Annotated in this window: 13 protein-coding genes; 9 read left to right on the top strand and 4 right to left on the bottom strand. The window is 48.5% G+C overall.

All coding sequences use genetic code 11. The annotated features are described in order from the left end of the window. Positions 1-41: 41 nt before the first annotated feature. The 7 genes from BLS15_RS12860 to BLS15_RS12830 all read left to right on the top strand — a co-directional run bounded on the left by BLS15_RS12860 (position 42) and on the right by BLS15_RS12830 (position 8,961). Entirely contained in the window at positions 42-821 is a 780-nt protein-coding gene (locus BLS15_RS12860; RefSeq protein ID WP_231515211.1) for a transporter substrate-binding domain-containing protein, read from the top strand. 100 nt (positions 822-921) lie between these two features. Beyond that, a complete protein-coding gene (locus BLS15_RS12855; RefSeq protein ID WP_028533526.1) occupies positions 922-1,593 on the top strand; it encodes an amino acid ABC transporter permease in 672 nt (223 codons plus the stop codon). Further along, a complete protein-coding gene (locus BLS15_RS12850; RefSeq protein ID WP_021256292.1) occupies positions 1,593-2,243 on the top strand; it encodes an amino acid ABC transporter permease in 651 nt (216 codons plus the stop codon). Before BLS15_RS12855 ends, BLS15_RS12850 begins: the two co-directional genes overlap by 1 nt. A gap of 109 nt (positions 2,244-2,352) precedes the next feature. Continuing rightward, complete coding sequence (locus tag BLS15_RS12845) at positions 2,353-3,606, top strand: sensor histidine kinase (RefSeq protein ID WP_021256293.1); 1,254 nt, start codon at positions 2,353-2,355, stop codon at positions 3,604-3,606. Positions 3,607-3,621: 15 nt separating this feature from the next. Beyond that, positions 3,622-4,542, top strand: coding sequence for a response regulator (locus BLS15_RS12840; protein ID WP_021256294.1), 921 nt, complete (start codon positions 3,622-3,624; stop codon positions 4,540-4,542). 780 nt (positions 4,543-5,322) lie between these two features. After that, a complete protein-coding gene (locus BLS15_RS12835; protein ID WP_090512147.1) occupies positions 5,323-7,656 on the top strand; it encodes a ribonucleoside-diphosphate reductase subunit alpha in 2,334 nt (777 codons plus the stop codon). Between the two features lie 273 nt (positions 7,657-7,929). After that, complete coding sequence (locus BLS15_RS12830; protein ID WP_175460769.1) at positions 7,930-8,961, top strand: ribonucleotide-diphosphate reductase subunit beta; 1,032 nt, start codon at positions 7,930-7,932, stop codon at positions 8,959-8,961. Positions 8,962-8,996: 35 nt separating this feature from the next. Here the strand turns inward: BLS15_RS12830 and BLS15_RS12825 are convergent, their stop codons facing one another. Further along, positions 8,997-10,034 carry a VOC family protein gene (locus BLS15_RS12825; RefSeq protein ID WP_021256297.1) on the bottom strand — a complete coding sequence of 346 codons (1,038 nt, stop codon included), beginning with the start codon at positions 10,032-10,034 and terminating at the stop codon, positions 8,997-8,999. Positions 10,035-10,297: 263 nt separating this feature from the next. Between BLS15_RS12825 and BLS15_RS12820 the strand changes: the two genes are divergently transcribed. Both BLS15_RS12820 and BLS15_RS12815 read left to right on the top strand, forming a co-directional pair. Next, entirely contained in the window at positions 10,298-12,166 is a 1,869-nt protein-coding gene (locus tag BLS15_RS12820) for a bifunctional metallophosphatase/5'-nucleotidase (protein ID WP_021256298.1), read from the top strand. Positions 12,167-12,457: 291 nt separating this feature from the next. Next, on the top strand, positions 12,458-14,029 hold the full coding sequence (locus BLS15_RS12815; RefSeq protein ID WP_036667609.1) for an FAD-dependent oxidoreductase: 1,572 nt from the start codon (positions 12,458-12,460) through the stop codon (positions 14,027-14,029). Between the two features lie 112 nt (positions 14,030-14,141). Here the strand turns inward: BLS15_RS12815 and BLS15_RS29815 are convergent, their stop codons facing one another. The 3 genes from BLS15_RS29815 to BLS15_RS12805 all read right to left on the bottom strand — a co-directional run bounded on the left by BLS15_RS29815 (position 14,142) and on the right by BLS15_RS12805 (position 16,434). Continuing rightward, entirely contained in the window at positions 14,142-14,264 is a 123-nt protein-coding gene (locus BLS15_RS29815; RefSeq protein WP_265332113.1) for a hypothetical protein, read from the bottom strand. Between the two features lie 12 nt (positions 14,265-14,276). Then, the gene (locus tag BLS15_RS12810; protein WP_028533523.1) at positions 14,277-14,498 is read right to left on the bottom strand and encodes a hypothetical protein; all 222 of its coding nucleotides are present in this window, start codon (positions 14,496-14,498) and stop codon (positions 14,277-14,279) included. 466 nt (positions 14,499-14,964) lie between these two features. Further along, entirely contained in the window at positions 14,965-16,434 is a 1,470-nt protein-coding gene (locus BLS15_RS12805) for an extracellular solute-binding protein (RefSeq protein ID WP_028533522.1), read from the bottom strand. Positions 16,435-16,439 lie beyond the last annotated feature (5 nt).

Here is a 16,439-nt window from a genome sequence, read left to right as displayed (position 1 = left end):
GGAGTGTATATCCCATGAAACGTTGGATGAAATTGATGAGCATGACAATTGTAGCCGCCTTTATTGTAAGCGCTTTATCCGCTTGCGGAAATCAAGCCTCTGAAGGAGAAAACGCCCTTGCAAAAATCAAAAATCGGGGCAAAATTATTGCCGGCGTGAAGTATGACCTGAACCTATTTGGACTGAAAGACCCTGCCACCGGAAAGGTGCAAGGCTTGGACATTGATATTGCGAAACAAATTGCCAAAAAAGTGCTGGGCAATGAGGATGCGATCGAGTTCATGGAGGTGACATCGAAGACACGGATTCCAATGCTCAAAAATGGCGACATAGACTTCATTATCGCAACCATGACGATAACCGACGAGCGCAAAAAAGAGATTGATTTCTCAGATGTATATTTTACAGCCGGCCAGTCCCTGCTTGTCCCTGCTGACAGCCCTATTAACTCCATTAAGGATTTGACCAATGATTCCAAGGTACTCACAGCCAAAGGCTCTACATCCGCCAAAAACATTCGCGAATCTGCACCTGACGCGCAAATTCTGGAGTTTGAAAATTATGCAGAAGCATTTACAGCCTTGAAGGCTAAGCAGGGCAATGCGTTGACGACTGACAACGCCCTGCTGTATGGAATGGCTCAGCAGGACAACAACTTCCGTGTCTTGGATGAGACATTTACAGAAGAGCCTTATGGCATCGGCATTCGCAAGGGAGAAGCAGAACTAGTTAAAGCCGTGAACGACACCTTGAAAGAGCTGAAGGAGAACGGTGAATACGACAAAATATACGAGAAATGGATCGGCAAAAAGCCAAACTAACAGACCGTCATGTCCGTACGGATTCCGGTGAGGGGATAAGCGCTGGCCGCTCATCCCCTCTTTCGGGTTCATCCAGCCTACCAACGAGGGAGGAACATTGATGTTTATCAACTTTTCGATTCTGAGCGAGCATCTGGATCGCTACTTGATCGGGCTGGGAGGCACGCTGGCTGCCAGCCTGATTTCACTCGTGGCAAGCTTTATTCTAGGTGCAATCATCGCGGTATTTCGCATCACACCCGTCAAGCCGCTTCAATGGCTTGGTACGATCTATGTTGAATTTATTCGCAACATCCCACTGATGCTCATTGCCTTTTTTACGCTGGTCGGGCTTCCGCTCGTAATTGGCACCGTCCTTATCCCATTTGTGGCGGGTCTTACTGCCTTGACCGTATATACTTCTGCTTTCATTGCGGAAGTGATCCGTGCTGGAATTCAGGCGATCCCTAAGGGACAGATGGAGGCTGCTCGCTCTTCCGGACTGACCTATACACAAGCGATGTGGCATATCATCCTGCCACAGGCCGTCAAGTTGGTTATTCCGCCGCTCGGCAACCAATTTTTGAACTTGGTCAAAAACTCATCCATCTTCACTGTTCTGTCCGCTACAGACATCATGTATCAAGCTGACTTAATCAATTCCGATACATTCGACACGTTTAGCACCTATATTTTTGCCGCGATGTTTTATTTGGTGCTGACGATTCCGCTCAGCTTCGGTATTCGTTATTTGGAACATAAATATCAAGGTGTGAAGGGAGTCGAAGCATAATGGATTTCATTGGAGCGTTGTCCCCCGTTAATATGCAGTTTTTGCTACAAGGCGCCCTCATCACCTTACAAGTCGCCATAGTGTCCATCATCATTAGCTTTATCATCAGCGTCATAGTCGGAACCGTTCGGTATGCCCAAGTCCCCATTCTAGGCAAGCTATTTGCCATCGTGGTGGAGATCATTCGTAACCTGCCCCTATTGTTGATCATCTTCTTTACGTATTTCGCCCTGCCGCAGATCGGGATTAAGCTGGATAAATTCACAGCGGCCATAGTCGCGCTTGTTATTTTTGAATCGGCCATGATTTCTGAAATCGTACGGGGTGGATTGAACTCAGTTGAAAAAGGACTCCTCGAAGCAGGACGCTCATCCGGGCTAACTATGACTCAGACGCTAAGACATATTGTTCTTCCCATCGCGCTTCGGCGAATGGTTCCGCCCATCGTCAGCCAATTTATCTCGCTATTGAAGGATACCTCACTCGCCGTCGTCATTGCCTTGCCGGAATTGATGAACCATGTGCAGATCATTAATGGGCAAAATATCAATTACGTCATTCCAACATTCTTGTTTGCCGCCCTGCTCTATTGCATAGTCAATTACTTGTTATCCCTCGCCTCACGCAGGCTGGAGCACAAACATTCCTGAATATGGATAATTCTACAAGACAACATACCCTCTTTTCCGGTACGATAAGAAGAGGCATCAGCATACACGTGCAGTATCGGAGCTTGCGGAAAGGAGTGTTCATATTCGATTGCGTGACCAGAGGCTGCTTATTTGGAGCATCATATTATTGTCCACAGGGCTGCTCGGTGAGATGAAAATCACCCCATTCGGCGGTGATTTTCGCTTTTCGCTCGGCATCATGGCCTTCTTTTTCGGGCTGCTGTGGTTCTCGGTTCCTGTGCTTGCCACGGGTATCTCAGTAGGGGCATTCGTTGTAGTATTCCGGATCGCGCTTGGATTGCTGCTCTATGATATCCCCATTCCTCTTGGATTTGCACAGCACATGCCTGTATTTTTTTACTACGTCACCTTCGCCGCCATCATCTCCCTGCTCAAATTGAAAGCGAATGTGGAATATCATGTGAAGGTCGCGATATACGGCGCACTTGCCGATATGGCATCCAATGGTGTGGAGCTGCTCGTTCGCATTGCCTCGGGCACTCCGTCCAACATTAGCTATCAGGAATACCTGCTCATCATTCTCGTTGGCCTGCTGCGCAGCTTCTTCGCCGTAGGTCTGTGCAATATGCTGGCCATTCGACAAGTTCGGGCACAGGCAGAACAGCGTCGTCTGGAATTGGAACGTCTCATGATGATCAATTCCGATCTGTTCGAAGAAGCGTTCTATTTACGCAAGTCCATGTCCCATATTGAAGAAATTACGCGCGAAAGCTATCGGCTGTATCAATCGCTCAAGCAGCGGCTCTATGCAGATGCAGCACAAGCATTGCAGATTGCCAAGCATGTACATGAGCTGAAGAAAGACTCCGAGCGCATTCTATCTGGCCTATTCAAAATCATTCATCAGGAACGCATGCTCTCCAAACGCATTCAGATTGCTGAATTATGCGCCATGGTCGTAAGGGCAAATACCAACTACGGCCTGCTGCTCGGAAAGCAGATCCATTTACATTCCAGCTGCAACATGAATCTCTCTACCACCGAGATCTATCCGCTTCTCTCTGTGTTGAACAACATTGCATCCAATGCTGTTGAAGCGATACCACAGGAAGGTCGAATCGATTTGCAGGTTGATTTGCATGACGGGCTCCTCTTGTTCTCTATCATCGATGACGGGCCTGGCATCTCGGCAGACGATCTTGAACTGATCTTCCATCCCGGATATACAACTAAATTCGATGCTGAGGGTAACTCTTCAACAGGCATTGGCTTATCGCATGCCACTGACATCGTCCAGCTATTCAAGGGCGACATTGACGTAACCAGCACTCCCGGACATACATGTTTTCAAATTCGGATTCCTGTAGAGCATTTAACTTGAGAGGAGGGTGTTCACTTGTTAAAATTCTATCTTGTCGAGGACGACCCTGCTATTCGTAAAATGCTTATGCGGATCGTTAGCGAAAGTGGCCTTGGCGAAGTCGTTGGCGAAGCCGGTGATGGCTCCTATGTATCGGCAGAGGTTGTCAGCCATGCAGACATTGTCATCATTGACTTGCTTATGCCGGGCCGCGATGGAATTGAGACGGTAAAGTCACTGCGGGAGCATGATTATAACGGCCGCTTTATCATGATCTCCCAAGTCGAAAACAAGGAAATGATCGGCGAGGCCTACCAACAAGGGGTGGACACATTCATCCAAAAGCCTATCAATCGCTTGGAGGTGTTGTCTGTTCTTCGGCGTGTATCCGACCATTTGCGATTGGAGAAATCCATGCAATCTATCCGAAATTCACTTCGCGTCTTCGAAGTATCTGGAACGGAAGCCCTGCATGCATGGCAGGGGCAAGCACCTGTGCAACAGGAGAAGAATATAGAACAGCAAGCCAGATCACTGCTCCTGCAACTAGGGGTTGTCGGGGAAGCTGGTGCCCCTGATATGATTCGGATTGTAAAATGGCTGAAGGGACAAGAACAGGAACAACGACTGCTTCAAGATTTGCCGCCACTTAAAACGATCTACGAACAAGTAACATCGCACGGTCAAGCTGCAGGAGATCATCTCAAGCGCGATGTGCGTGCAACAGAACAGCGAATTAGACGATTAACTTTGCAAGCGCTTACTAACTTGTCCTCTATCGGATTGAGCGATTACGGCAACCCCACCTTTGAATACTTCGCGGCGCGTTTGTTCGATTTTCAAGAAGTACGCCTGCGAATGCGAGAGCTGGAGGAATCCCGCAAGTCCACTTCCTGCAAACTAAATCTAAGAAAATTTCTATATGTATTTTATATCGAATGTGCCTCTACTCCGTGATCGATTCAGCGGGAAAAAGAGAGTACAGTTCAACCCTCTTCCCATACATACGTGCAGCCAGTACATCGATAATGCATTCAAATGAAATGTCGCACAAACTCTGGCTGCCGTCCTTTTTCCTCTTTATTCGACATCAACTGGAATCTATTATGTCCACTGTACGTGGACAAACAGGGTTTTCACCATATGCGTTCACAACATCTCCCTCCATCCTTCCCTCAGCAAGGAATCGCAGTAAAAAAATATTTTTTGCCCCCCGCTTACATCCCTCGGACAAGCCTGCTGGCAAGGAATTTTGCCAATGTAACACTCCAAAACCAGTGACATTTATCACCTTGCGCCTATTTACTTACCCTATATGTTGTAGTATATTTACAAAAGAATATCTACATGTTGTGATTGTTAAGGAATTACTACTACCAATACGCATAAAGTGCAAATGGCCTCGAGAACAGCAACAACGGATAACCCTTACGCTGTATTCGAGGTTCGTTTTTGGAGCTTGGTAACAATCGCTAGGTAGATGACAACTTGTATAAGCCATATCGGAATGTCGAGAATGATGAAGGTGTGCGTCCATGCATGGCGCACGCGCTGTTCTTATGCGCTTAGACAGAAGAGTGCTTCATTCAGGCCTATTATCAGCCCTTTATCTTGGATACATAACCAGCACTCAACTTGAAGTTTTATTTCTTCTGAACGACTCCGACATAGATAGCTAAGCTCCATCTCAATTCGATATTCGAGGAGGAATACTCACGAATGCAGACGACTACACCTATCGTCCACACCGTTCACAAACCTAACAATCGCTCCCTTGCGTTCGATGCGGATCGCATTAAGCGCTACGGAGAGCGAATGATGGCTCCCTACCCTCAGCTTGATCGTGAGCGCTGGTACCGCAGTTTGCTGTCGAAGCTGCGCAGCAGCAGCGTACAGGCTGCAGATATTACCCAAGCCAGCATGATGACTGCGTTGGAATTAGTGACGAAGGAAGAACCGGATTGGAAGTTCGTTGCCGCACATTCCTTATTAACGAAGCTATATAAGGAGGCCGCCCTCCATCGCAACTATAAGGCATATCCGGATAAGCCTTACGGAGATTTCTACAAGCTTATCTCTCGTCTATGCGATCTTGGGATTTACCGTCAAGAATTGCTGGAAGCTTACACACCTGAACAAATTCGAGAACTTGGACAATCCATTCAAGCGGAGCACGATCTTATCTTCGACTACATTGGACTTCTGACATTAGCAGAGCGGTATCTCGCCACTGACTTCGAAGGCCGCACGATGGAACTGCCGCAGGAACGTTATATGATCATTGCTATGTACTTGATGCACAAGGAGCCGGCAGAGCGCCGAGTAGAGCTGGCTAAAGAAGCATACTGGGCAATGGCTAATCTATACATGACCGCTGCTACACCGACGATGGCGAATGCAGGCAAGAAGGTGGCCGGACAATTATCCAGCTGCTTCATCGACACAGTAGATGACTCGCTGGAGGGTATCTTCGAGTCCAACACCGATGTAGCCCGCCTCAGCAAGATGGGCGGCGGTATCGGCGTATACCTCGGCAAGATCAGGGCACGCGGCTCCGATATTCGCGGACATAAAAATACAAGCTCAGGTGTTATCCCTTGGATTCGCCAGCTTAACAATACAGCCGTCAGCGTCGACCAATTGGGCACACGCAAAGGCGCGATCGCAGTGTACTTGGACGTGTTCCACAAGGATATTCTGTCCTTCCTCGATTTGAAGCTGAACAACGGGGATGAGCGCATGCGGGCGCATGATATTTTCCACGGGGTGAGCTTGCCGGATCTGTTCATGGAGGCGGTGGAGAACCGGGAGGATTGGCATCTGTTCTGCCCTCACGAAGTGAAGAAGATCATGGGCTGGAAGGATAACCATGGACGCCCACTTGGACTTGAGGATTTCTACGACGAGCAGCGTGGTCAAGGCCAGTTCCGCGATAAATACGCCGAGGCAGTTGCGAATTCAAACCTGCCGCGCATTACACTGCCTGCGATCGACATTATGAAGCGTATCTTGAAGTCGCAGCTAGAGACAGGAACACCGTACATGTTCTATAAGGATGCCGCGAACCGCGCGAATCCGAACAAGGCGCATGGCATGATCTACAGTTCCAACCTGTGTACGGAAATCATGCAGAATATGTCGCCTACCCTCGTTGAGCAAGAGGAGCTGACCACTCAGGATGGACAGTCTCGCATTATTATTAGCAAGATCCCTGGTGATTTTGTCGTATGCAATCTGAACTCAGTCCATCTAGCACGTGCTGTGCGTGCCGATATTCTGGAGCGACTTATTCCAATTCAGGTACGCATGCTCGACAATGTTATCGACATTAATCGCATTGAGGTGCTTCAGGCGCAGCATACGAACCGCCGCTATCGCGCAATTGGACTTGGAACCTTCGGCCTGCACCACCTGCTTGCCCTAGAAGGCATCGCGTGGGAGTCCGAAGAAGCCGTGCAATATAATGACGCGCTCTATGAGAAGATCAACTACCTAGCGATTCAGGCCAGCATGGAGCTTGCTAAGGAAAAAGGAGCATATCCGCTCTTCGCTCAATCGGAATGGGAGAACGGCCGCTATTTCTCCGATCGAGAATATACAACAGGCACCCACCAAGGCAAATTCGTGACGACCGAACAGTGGCAAGAACTTGCGGATAAGGTACAGGCGAACGGCATGCGCAATGCATGGCTGATGGCGGTAGCTCCGAACGGTTCTACTTCCATTATTGCGGGCTCAACGGCAAGCATTGATCCAGTCTATGACCTGCTTAGCTATGAGGAGAAGACGACGTACAAGATTGCCAATCCTGCTCCGGATCTATCGGAGAAGACAATGTGGTATTACAAGACAGCCTTCCGTCTCGACCAGAACTGGTCCATTCGTATGGCAGCGGCACGTCAGCGCCATATCGATCAAGCACAGAGCTTCAACTTATATGTACGTCCGGATATTCGCGCTGTAGACTTTCTTTCTCTCCATCTCCATGCATGGAAGGCTGGGCTGAAGTCAACGTATTACGTGCGCAGTCAAGCATTAACCGTGGAAGAATGCGAAGCGTGCAGCTCGTAACGCACCCATTGTCCAGCGACGGACTCGAATCACTGTTAGAGGTTGTTCAAAAAGTCCGCTTTTGATCACGAAGTAAATCATGAAGTGGCCTTTTTGAACACGCACTGTTACGGAAATCCGTTCATAAGATCGGGAAGGGCTACTGAACGTTACATACAGCAGCACAGCCCTTTCCTACTGGTTGACTTTGACAGCAACCAATTTGTGCATGATTGTGCACGGGGAATAAGGTGTATAGAGAGGAAGAGTTCTATGACATTGTTAGATCGTGAGCTGAATCGGCAGCTCATCTTCAATACAGAAGCACCGAATCAATCGACACGAATTATTCTAGGCGAATGCTCCGGCATATTGAATTGGAACGACATTCGTATGCCGCATATGTATAAATTGTACAAAGTACTCCTTCAAAATCATTGGATTGCGGATGAAATTCCGATGGCGAAGGATGCGCAGCAATTCCCGCTGTTAGACGAAGAAGAGAAGCATGCATTTAAAATCAATATCTCGCTGCTTGCTGTGCTCGATTCCATGCAGACGATGTTTGTCGGTGATGTGAAGAACTACTTCACTGACTCATCGCTAGAAGCCATATCGGCTATCATTGCGCAGCAGGAAGTCGTGCATAACCAATCGTATTCCTATGTACTGTCCTCTCTCGTATCCGAGCAAGAGCAGAAGGATATCTTCGAATATTGGAAACATGATCGTGTGCTGCTTGAACGGAACCGATTCATTGCGGACATTTATCAGACATTCCGCGATAATTCAACACCTCAGACGTTCTTTGAAGCACTCGTAGCGGATCTGATATTGGAAGGGATCTTCTTCTATAGTACGTTCGCTTTCTTCTACAATTTAGCCCGGGATCAGAAGATGATGGCGACGAGCCAAATGATCTCCTACATTCAGCGTGATGAGAACCAGCATTGCTACTTCTTCGGTGAGGTGTTCAAGCAGCTGCTTGTGGACTTCCCAGAGTTGAATACCGAGACTAACCGCCAATTTGTGTACGATACGATTGACCGTGCTGTACAATTGGAAACCAACTGGGCCCATTATACGCTCAAGCAGGTACGCGGCATTGATCTGCATGAATTGTCGGATTACATTAAGCACATTGCCAATCGCCGGTTAAGCCTTATCGGTATGGAGAAGCTGTATGAAGGCGTTGACGTAAACTGCATGCCGTGGATTAAGCCTTTCTCGGACGAAGCCTTGAATGCAACGAAGACCGACTTCTTCGAAGCGAAGTCCCGCACTTACGGCAAGGTCGGCGATGACAACGGCTTCGATGAGCTGTAGGTTTTTGAAGGTTCAATGGCCTATGCCTTTGAGTTCTATGACAAACCACCCCTATCTGTCATGAGATGGGGGCGGTTTTTTCGTGAACGAATATCCTGCTTCCCCTCTGCGGCTACTTTCCTAAACACGATAGCAGTACCAAGTGCCGAAGCAGCTGGTATGAAGAGGTCACCCGAAGCCATCTCGACTACCGGCACACCATTCCTTTCAAGATAGTATCGGGTGTGGGAGATATCACGTACTGCTACTACATACCCGACAAATCCCGGAACTGGGGGTGCCGTCTCTCCCGGCAGAAGCTCTGATAGCCTCGATTCGGGGACAATCGTGATACGAGCCTTTTCCAAATTAAAAAAATGTGCCACTCCATCTGTCTGAGCCTCACATTCCAAGTACCGGCCATATCGCCGAGTTAATTCGTCTAGTTCGGAATCGTCTACGCATAGGATTGATTCGACCAGATCCGTGGCTCCATTCGGATGGCTGGGGTGCACTTGCTTTTCCATGATGGTTGAGGGTGGATTTTCCGCTACGGCCAGACGCCCTTCAAGTACATTGTCCCCGTCGATTTCCAAATAACGAACGGGAACCAATTGAATCACCTCTCCCTTGGATACCTCAAGAGGCCGCTGCACGGTGTTAACGCCGCTATGCCCGATTCCTCTCATTTTGAAACGATGCGCTGTCTTGTCAGCGTCCTCGGTACCGAAACTAAGAATATGCGCTCCTTCATAACGAGACAGACATCTAGAGATGGTATCGACAGTCCGTCTGATTTTCTCGACTATTGCTTGCAGCACGTCCGGCGATGCCTGCAGCGGGATGAGCTGGGCATTGTCAGGAATCCTCGCGCCTTGTTGGGCAACGGTTACGATTTCGATGAAACTGCCTGCAAAATCGGCATGCGCATTAGCCGCTCCGAACGGCTTCGACGGTTCTCCTTCATTTTCGGACATCACCGGATAGGACGGCGGCGAACACACAAATCCCAGTTTTCTGTACAGCTCAAGCGCAGCTTCCATATCGGAGACTACATGGCCGACGTGATGAATGAATTTGATTTCAGCATGCATCTATCTACATCCACTCCTCGAACGAAATGAATTCTATTCAAGCATATCCAATCATTTGTTTTGATTTGGGGGAAATTAAGCCCATCGGGCTGCCCAGCGTGCAACATAACAACGCCAAAGTCCCCCTACATCGACGAAGTTGAAATTTACAATTTCTTAGGTTCTAGTTAACAATCTCCCAACCCCCGTGTCCTACGATACATATATCACTCATATCTATTACATATACATTTCAAATATGAAGCAAGCATGGAGGTCCGTTTATGAATAAGAAAAAGCTAGGTACTGCCGCAGTTCTGACAACATTGATTAGTACTCTATTCGCTGGATCATTATTTGCAGCACCTGTGAACCCAATTAACCACCTGGAATGGATGCAATCGAAAAGCTACATAACCGGATCCAATGATGGCCTGGCGCTTGATCGCCCAGTCACACTTGCTGAAGCAGTGGCGATGATTGCCCGCGTACAAGACAAGGAAAAAGAAGTGAAAGCCATTGATCCATCCATCCAAGGATGGGCAGCCAAAGCGCTCACTTGGGCGAAGCAGAACAACATCGTGGATGCAGCGCAATGGAAGGAACTCCATCGTCCGGTTCCTGCTGCGACACTGCAAGCTGTAGCCAAGAAGGCAGGGCTTGATGTAGCAGTAACAGGAGATACAGTGACACGCGAGCAGTTCTTCACAGCACTCGGCGATGCCATTACGACACATATTACGCTCGGACATACGAACGATACGCATGGACATATGTTAGAAGACGAGAAAGCGAAGGAAATGGGCTACGCTAAGCTCGCTACGTTGATGAAGGAGCTTCGTGCAGAGAACCCGAATTCCATGGTGCTGGATGCAGGCGACATGATTCAAGGTACGATTTATGTGAACCTGTCCAAAGGGGAAACCGCAACAAAGCTGGCTAACGCGCTTGGTTATGACTTCATGGCGTCCGGCAACCATGAGTATGACTTCGGCTACGAGCAGCTTACGAAACTGACGAAGATGTTCAAATTCCCTGTACTCGCTGCGAACGTATTCGATGCACAAGGGAAGAACCTCCTGCAGCCGTACGTCATGAAAGAGGTCGGCGGTAAGAAATTCGCGATTCTTGGATTGGTCACTGCAGATACACCAATCGTTACGCATCCTGACAACGTCAAGGGCTTGACGTTCAAGGATCCGATCGAAGTCGCGAAGGAATGGGTACCGAAGCTGCGCGAGGAAGCTGACCATGTCATCGTCCTCTGCCATACAGGAATATCCTATGACCGTGAAATGGCCAAGCAGGTTCCAGGCATCGACATCATTGTAGGCGGACATACGCATACACCAGTGGATCAGCCTGAACTCGTCAACGGTACTTATATTGTGCAGGACTGGGAATATGCGAAATCGCTTGGCCGTGTTGATCTATACTACCACGGCAAGGATTTGGTTCATTTCTCCGGTGGACTGATCAAGTACGATGAAGCGACGAAGCCAGATCCAGAAGTAGCTGCCATTGTTGAATCTCTGAAGAAAGAAACCGACTCCCTATTGAACGAGAAAATTGCTACTGCAAGCGTAGATCTGGACGGCGATCGTGCCAGAGTGCGGAAGCAGGAGACGATTATGGGCAACTTAGTAGCAGATGCCATGCTGGCGCGCACGCGTACAATGCCTGGATTCGAAGCCGATCTGGCCATAACGAACTCAGGCGGTATTCGCACAACCATCATGAAGGGCGATATTACGAAGCGCAACTTGTATGATGTGCTTCCATTCCCGAATACACTTGCTGTTGTTGAGGCGAAGGGCAGTGATTTGACAGCAGCCTTGGAAAATGGCGTTAGCGAGATCGAAGCTGGTTCCGGCCGCTTCCCTCAAGTTGCTGGTATCACATTCTCCTTCGACATCAAAAAGCCAAAAGGAAGCCGTGTATCGGATGTGAAGGTTGGCGGTAAAGCGGTGGAAGCCGACAAAACGTACCGCGTAGCTGTAAATGACTTCTTAATCGCCGGTGGCGACGGTTATGCCATGTTTAAGGATAAGAAGTCACTTGATACAGGCGTGACCCTCTACGAAGTCGTGGAGCAGTACATGAAAGAGAAGAAAGACATTACAGCGAAGATCGAACAACGTATCAAGCAATAACGAAATTACGGATTTCTTATGGCATGAGGAATCCCCCCTTCTGAACATAGACACGTATTGGCGCATCCCTCTTTCCGCCTCGCGTGTCTACTTTTTTTATGCAACGAACCGGCCTGGAAAATTAGACACCAATCCGCATACTCTCCCTACTTCAGTCAACTAGCATTCAATCTACCAACAATAGCAATCAGATTCTATGGGAAGCAGTATGATTCTTTCCTATACTGATTGGGGTAAGTATTAATTGGAAAATATTGCGAAGGAGCTGATCGAGTGTCACCCTCACCGAATATGGAGAAGAACGCCGAGCTCGTTATTATTGGTGGAAGTGTAGGAGGCTGTGCAGCTGCTCTCTCCGCTTGTCGATTAGGTAAGACAGTGGTACTGACGGAGGAGACCGCCCGTATCGGCGGCCAATTGACAAGCCAACTGGTTCCGCCAGACGAGCATCCGTGGATCGAACAATTCGGCTGCACGCAGACATACAGGCAATTCCGCAATGAAATACGCCGCTACTATCGCGAACATCTCCCATTGGCCATGAATGCTCGCTCGAACCCAGAGCTGAACCCTGGAAGCGGCCTTGTAAGCCGCCTCTGCCATGATCCACGCGTAGCTCTGTCTGTGCTGGAGTCGATGTTATTCCCTTATGTGAACAACGGACAGCTTACCATTCTGACGCAATGCCGCGCTACCAATACCGAGGTTGATGGCGACCGCATCCGTGCGGTGACCGCTCAGGATGCAGCTGGCAACGAATATGTCCTAACTGGGGCGTATTTCCTCGACGCAACCGAATGCGGAGACTTGCTTGCCCTCTCGGGTACAGAGTATGTCACAGGTGCAGAATCGCAGCGTGATACTGGCGAACCGCACGCCGTGCCGGGCGACCCTGAACCGCAGAATATGCAGGGCTTCACTTATTGCTACGCCGTTGATTATGACAAGGAAGGCGATCATACAATTCCGAAGCCTGCACGCTATGACTTCTGGAGCCAATATCAGCCTTCGTTCTGGCCAGATCGCCTGCTAAGCTGGACGGCAGTTAAGCCAACGACGCTGGAGCCCATCACCTACTCCCTCTTCTGGGAGACAGGGAAGTTCCCGCTGTTCCATTATCGGCAAATTACGAACCCTTCTCTGTATGATCAAACGTCTGGAGTACTCCCTACTCCGGTGTCGGTCGTCAATTGGCCGCAGAATGACTACTGGCTTGGTTCGATTATCGATGTAAGCGAAGAGGAGAAGCAGCGGAGCCTATTCGATGCCAAGCAGCTCAGCCTATCGCTTCTGTACTGGCTGCAGACAGAAGCACCGCGTCCCGACGGAGGCGTCGGCTATCCGGGCCTGCGATTGCGGCCGGATGTCGCCGGCACAGCAGACGGATTCGCCATGTATCCTTATGTACGGGAATCAAGACGGATTCAAGCAGAATTCACTGTGCTTGAGCAGCACATAGCCACCGACTGTCGTCCTGGTCAGCCTGCTGAGACATTTGCTGATTCCGTTGGCATCGGATGCTATCGGATTGACCTTCATCCGTCGACCGGAGGCAAAAACTATATCGATATCTCCTCCTTGCCGTTCCAAATTCCGTTAGGGAGCTTGCTTCCGATTCGCATGGACAATCTGATTCCCGCCTGTAAAAATATCGGAACAACGCATATTACCAATGGCTGTTACCGCGTGCATCCAGCAGAATGGAACATTGGCGAATCAGCTGGCGCACTGGCTGCATATGCACTGAATCAAGGTATTGTGCCGCGTGCTGTGCGCAGTGACGAGAAGCATCTTAGCGCCTTTCAGAAGCAGCTGCAGCAGCTCGGCATTGTACTGCAATGGCCTTCTACAAGGCCTGTATAAGCAGCCAAGGAAGCATCGCATCGATTCTTCCCGCAGCATAGGAACCAGGACTTAATCAACCTAATGACATAAATAAAAGAACCCTCCAGAATTCTAGTTTTGGAGGGTTCTTTTATTGGCCGGTTTGCAGGTTTTCATACTTTTCTTTATTAGCATCTACTTTGGCTGGAATTGAAATAGATGTAGAGAGCAGAACTCCTGCAAGAAATGTTTTGAAAATTTTTGATTCTATCATTTTTTCCTCCATTCATTCTTTTTCATTCTTTCTTTTTTTGAAGAAATCGAACAAATCGAACTTGATGACATAATCAAAGAGGAAGGTAATTACAACAGCTCCAAGTGGAATCATTGAGTATACCCATAGCGGATTATTTGGAGCTTCACCAGGGGGTGCATCAGTTAAAATCACAAAAAGGACAATACAATAAATTATGGCCAATACAATACCTGTAACATTTCTATTTTTCATAGCTGTATTTCACCTCGGATTCACTTAAGAAATTCAAAGTATAGTAAATAAAGTGTAACACTGCCCAACAAAAAAATGGAAGAGTTTCTATCTTTTTTAGTGGCGGTATTTGTTCTTATATGTACCAAAGCTAGGATTTTGTTCAACAGTCCAGCCCCTAGGCCGCCATATTCGGCCAAATTCAGCCTTGAGCGGCGATTTCACTTCCGTGGAACATCAAAAAAAACGGGCGAATCGCAACATTTACGATCTCCCGTTTTCTTTGTATTTCTTTGATTCATGTATTAATCCATTTTCCTTCAATGAATGAAATAACTTCTTCGGTCGATGAACTTCCTTCCTCATCGATTTCTCGTTCACATCGTGAGGACGCAGTAATAAGCTTCCCCATCATCCATAAAAGGGGATGGCCCTTGAATCTCGGGCCATCCCCTTTGCTTGTGTACACAGGTCTCAGTTTTCATGCTTAACGCTTCGCATACCAATCATTCGCTGCCTTCACCATATCCGCCCCACCCTGTGCATGCCATTCCGCGAGGAACTGGTCATAATTGTCGAGCGGTTCCGTTCCGCTAATATAGTTAATGAACGTGTCCTCTTGATACTTGTTCAACCGCTGCACGTTCTTCGAGATATCCGGCATTGGAGGCGCTGAACCGAGTGGATCAGCGATTAACAGGCCCTCCGCATTTTTCTGGAATGTGTTGAAGTAGTTTTCAACGATTGGGTTTTTCTTTAATCTCGCCTGCCAGTAGATCGGATAGTTCTTCTCGTCCACACCCGTCAAGAATGAGCTTGCATTTGTACGCTCATCTGCGAACTTCGGCAGAATCGGCGAGTAGGCTCCATTTTCAAACTTGTGATGTACACCTTCTTCACCGATAGCGATCCCCTTGAAAATATCCTTATCGAACTTCATGTCGAGCCACTTCACCGCTTCTTCCTTGTTCTTCGCGAACTTCGGAATTGCAATGTAATAATTAATCGTATTGCCCGGCGTGCCTACACGCGCTTTCCCCGATTTGTCCTTCAATACCGGCACAATCGCAAGCTTCGCATCTGGGAAATTCTTCGCAAGTGCATTTTCCAAGTTCGGAGCAATCCACCACCCTGGACTATACATGGCAGCCTTGCCGCTTGCCATCTTCTCAATCGATTTATCCGCCGTATTAATGCCCCACTCGGAGTCGATTAGTCCCTCTTTGTACAGCGTATTCATGAACTTCAAGTATTCCTTCATCTCTGGAGCTTCAACCGCGTGAATGATCTTTCCGTCCCGCTCCAACCAAGCTGTCGTTAAGCCGAACACACTGGCGATATCCGGATGTACAGGGATCTTGCCTCCCGTCAGCGGAATTACATTCTTCTTCTCCTTGAATGTCTTCAGCACCGTCACCAGCTCATCCAGATTCGTCGGCATCTTCAAGCCCAACTCATCGAGCCAATCTTGGCGGACGACGAGCGCATTCGATGAGGTTCCGCCTCCGCCCGTTTCTGGTATAGCGTAAATTTTGCCGTCATAACGGGCGCCATTCCAAGAATCTGGGCCGATAACCTGTTTCATATTCGTTCCATACTTCTCAATCAGATCATCCAGCGGCTCCAGCGCACCAGACGATACAAGCTGATAGTATTGGGCCGAAGCGAGCTTCATAATATCATAAGACTCCTTGTTCGCCATGAGCAGGTTCAGCTTCTCGTCGGCATTTTCCGCAGGAAGCATCTCATACTTCACGGAATATCCCGTCTTCTCCTTCAAGTACACGGCTACCGGATCGCTATTCGGCTCGAAGCGATCGAACTGCATCAGCTGACGGAGCTGCTTGCCGCCTTCTCCTCCTGACGCACCCTGCCCTGAACCGGCGCTGTTGCAACCGAGAAGTGACAAGACCATCACAATCGAAATCAATGATATCCATACCTGTTTACGTTGCATGAACA

Source organism: Paenibacillus sp. cl6col (assembly GCF_900102125.1).
GTDB lineage: Bacteria > Bacillota > Bacilli > Paenibacillales > Paenibacillaceae > Paenibacillus_B > Paenibacillus_B suaedae.
The sequence above is the reverse complement of the archived record's forward strand: the minus strand, read 5'-3'. Positions and strand labels throughout refer to the sequence as shown.

What these genes read in the sequence shown, in the direction of transcription:
- BLS15_RS12810 (WP_028533523.1), bottom strand. Translation starts at nt 14,498, where the DNA reads ATGAAAAATAGAAATGTTACAGGTATTGTATTGGCCATAATTTATTGT.
- BLS15_RS12820 (WP_021256298.1), top strand. Translation starts at nt 10,298, where the DNA reads ATGAATAAGAAAAAGCTAGGTACTGCCGCAGTTCTGACAACATTGATT.
- BLS15_RS29815 (WP_265332113.1), bottom strand. Translation starts at nt 14,264, where the DNA reads ATGATAGAATCAAAAATTTTCAAAACATTTCTTGCAGGAGTTCTGCTC.
- BLS15_RS12815 (WP_036667609.1), top strand. Translation starts at nt 12,458, where the DNA reads ATGGAGAAGAACGCCGAGCTCGTTATTATTGGTGGAAGTGTAGGAGGC.
- BLS15_RS12855 (WP_028533526.1), top strand. Translation starts at nt 922, where the DNA reads ATGTTTATCAACTTTTCGATTCTGAGCGAGCATCTGGATCGCTACTTG.
- BLS15_RS12825 (WP_021256297.1), bottom strand. Translation starts at nt 10,034, where the DNA reads ATGCATGCTGAAATCAAATTCATTCATCACGTCGGCCATGTAGTCTCC.
- BLS15_RS12805 (WP_028533522.1), bottom strand. Translation starts at nt 16,434, where the DNA reads ATGCAACGTAAACAGGTATGGATATCATTGATTTCGATTGTGATGGTC.
- BLS15_RS12860 (WP_231515211.1), top strand. Translation starts at nt 42, where the DNA reads ATGACAATTGTAGCCGCCTTTATTGTAAGCGCTTTATCCGCTTGCGGA.
- BLS15_RS12850 (WP_021256292.1), top strand. Translation starts at nt 1,593, where the DNA reads ATGGATTTCATTGGAGCGTTGTCCCCCGTTAATATGCAGTTTTTGCTA.